The organism is Microcystis sp. M53603_WE2, from assembly GCF_030065435.1.
Window position 1 is genome coordinate 1 of record NZ_JASJFF010000489.1, and the last position, 3138, is coordinate 3138.

The window sequence follows — 3138 nt, forward strand, 5'->3', positions numbered from 1 at the left end:
GGGTTATAAGGGATGTAACCCTTATATAGAAAGGCATTTAGCGATTTTTGTCAATTATTTCTTATCTAGAGCGAACTAATCAATTAAGTCTCTTGCCAGATAAGGATTTAGTCGATTTATGCCCCCCTATCGAACCATACCAAGTAACGAAGAACCAACCAAATTTAGTACCACCAGCAAAGAAATTAGTAAAAGCTGTTTATAGGTGTCTTAAACCTTGTGGCCAAGGACTACAGCTAACCTCATTCAAGAAGTCTAATTCTTCTTGTTTTTTCTCCTCGGTTAACATTGAAGAAGTTTGACTGTATCCTACTCTTTCTTGTCTTTCATACCCAGCTTGTGTTCTGACATAGAGAGCTTTATTGTCAACTAATCTTACACAGCCCAAGGTGTGCCGCAATAGCGACTCTTGTTCGGGTGTTGGGTAAAATCGAAACTAATAGGCTTTCTCCATGCCTCACATTCTAGCATATATAGTGTAAATGCGCTAGTATTTAAATTAAAGCCCACCTGAAATGGCGGGGTTTCAGACCAAAATTTTCGATGATGTTGTTTAATTTGATCCTAACCTATTGTAGGTAAAATATACACTTTAGTTATTAATCTGGTAATTTTTTTGTCCTGGGGAGCCTGATTGAGCAAAGAAATGCTATATTTCTATTAGCACCGTTGCCAAAATCTCTGGAGAGTTGGGTTACTAATATGGTTAAAATTATCGGTCGTCAATCCTTGGGAAGAAAACCCGTTTACGATATTGGTGTGGAGAAAGATCATAATTTTTTGCTGGGCAACGGGTTAATTGCTTCCAATTGTTTTAATAAATCTCACTCTACCGCTTATGCTTACGTCACCTATCAAACCGCTTATTTAAAAGCTAATTATCCTGTGGAATATATGACAGCGTTACTAACTGCTAGTAGCGATAATCAGGATAAGGTGGAAAAGTATCGAGAAAACTGTCAGAAAATGAATATCGATGTCGAACCTCCCGACATCAATCGATCGCAAAAACATTTTACCCCGATTGGACGCAAAATTCTCTTTGGTTTGTCCGCAGTTAGAAATCTGGGCGAAAATGCGATCGAGGCTATTTTAAAAGCCCGGGAAGCAACAGGAGGAAAGTTTACTTCCTTAGGGGATTTTTGCGAACGTGTTGATTTGCGATTGGTCAACAAAAGAGCTTTAGAAACGCTAATTTATTGTGGTGCTTTTGATAAAATTCAACCTAATCGCCATCAATTAATTGAAGATTTAGAATTAGTAGTTGCTTGGGCGCAAAAACGCACCAAAGAGAAAGAAAGTGGTCAAATGAATATTTTTGATATGCTAGGAGGTAACACAGAAAATAAACAAGAATCCGAGTTTGAACAGTCTCCCAGTGCCACCGCAGTAGAAGATTTTTCCCTACAGGAAAAGTTAAAACTGGAAAAAGAACATTTAGGTTTTTATGTTTCCGAACATCCTTTAAAAGCTTTACAAAGAGCCGCTCAAGTCCTATCTCCTATCAATTTAGCTGACTTAGAAGAACACAAAACCAGAAAAAAAGTTAGTGCAATTGTCTTATTAAATGCCGTTAAGAAAATTATGACCAAAAAAGGGACTCCGATGGCATTTTTAACCCTAGAAGATGCCTCGGGACAATCGGAAGCGGTGGTGTTTTCTGATACCTACGAACGTCTGCAAAAATTATTAGTGGAGGAAGCAACTTTAATGGTGTGGGGAAAAGTTGATCGCCGAGATGATCGGGTACAATTAATTATCGAAGATGCGGAACCGATCGAAACCATTAAAATGGTGATGGTTAATTTATCGCTGCAAGATGTCGTCAACCAAAATCGTCAAAATCTTCTCAAAAGTATTCTGCAATCGGGAGACAAACAAAAGGCAAAAGTTCCCGTTATTGCCACCATTGGTGCGGGAACTCAGCGTCAATTTGTGCGTTTAGGACAAAACTATTGGGTAGAGGATGACAATTCGGTGCTAGAGTCTCTGAAAGTTGCGGGTTTTCTGGCTAATTCTGCACCTCTGATTAATCATTAAATGCTAACTGGCAATCACCCAAGAGCCATGGCTGCGCCAATATTGTTCCTGTAAAACCTTTTCGATTTCCGGTTTCGATAATAATTCTCTTTCGACCCACAAATCAAGACAAATATGGATTTTGATCACCTCTTTGACACTATTGCCACTCTTGTCCTCCATCATTCTCCTAGTGGGATGGAAACGGAAATCGATCGCTTTTTACTAGAACGCTTTCAAGAGTTAGGATTAGAAACATGGCAAGATCAAGCGGGAAATGTCATCGGAAAGATTAAAGGACGGGATTCGACCAAAAAAATTGCTATTACTGGTCATAAAGACGAAATTGGTGCTATGATCAAGGCAATTAATCCCGATGGTACTCTGCAAATTCGCCGACTCGGGGGAGCTTTTCCTTGGATTTACGGAGAGGGAGTGGTGGATATTATCGGTGATCAAGAAACCAGATCGGGGATTCTCTCCTTTGGTTCCCGTCATATTTCCCATGAATCCCCGCAAAAAGTGCAGCAGGAAAACACTCCCGTCACCTGGGAATCCGCATGGATAGAGACGAAATTGACTCCGGAAGAATTAGAAGCTTGCGGAGTGCGCGTCGGTAGTCGAGTCGTGGTGGGAAAACACCGAAAACAACCCTTTCGACTAAAAGACTACATTGCCAGTTATACCCTCGATAATAAAGCTTCCGTGGCGATTCTTTTGGCATTAGCGGCCAGAATCATTAACCCCGCAGTGGATATATATTTGGTTGCCTCAGCCAAGGAGGAGGTGGGAGCCTTAGGGGCCTTATTTTTCACGGCAAATAACCGCTTAGATGCTTTAATTGCCCTAGAAATCTGTCCTCTCGCTCCTGAATATCCGATTAAGGATGGCAGCAGTCCTGTTTTATTGTCTCAGGATGGTTACGGTATCTATGATGAGCAATTAAATCAAGAATTACGAATTGCAGCCGAAAAAGCGGGAATACCCCTGCAATTAGCTATTATTAGTGGTTTTGGTAGCGATGCCTCCATCGCCATGAAATTCGGTCATATAGCTAAGGCCGCTTGCCTAGGTTTTCCCACCCAAAACACCCACGGTTATGAAATCGCCCATCTAGGA

At 40.9% G+C, this 3138-nt stretch carries 2 protein-coding genes and 1 pseudogene; 2 read left to right on the forward strand and 1 reads right to left on the reverse strand.

Annotated elements, in window-relative coordinates:
- Window positions 1–103 precede the first annotated feature (103 nt).
- A pseudogene (locus PX481_RS10175) lies at window positions 104–454 on the reverse strand (helix-turn-helix domain-containing protein); the annotation flags it as partial.
- A gap of 248 nt (window positions 455–702) precedes the next feature.
- Here PX481_RS10175 and PX481_RS10180 point away from each other — a divergent pair.
- Together PX481_RS10180 and PX481_RS10185 are read left to right on the forward strand one after the other, a co-directional pair.
- Complete coding sequence (locus PX481_RS10180) at window positions 703–2040, forward strand: helix-hairpin-helix domain-containing protein (protein WP_002758537.1); 1338 nt, start codon at window positions 703–705, stop codon at window positions 2038–2040.
- Window positions 2041–2154: 114 nt separating this feature from the next.
- The coding region (locus PX481_RS10185) for a M42 family metallopeptidase (protein ID WP_288094532.1) at window positions 2155–3138 on the forward strand (984 nt) is incomplete at its 3' end.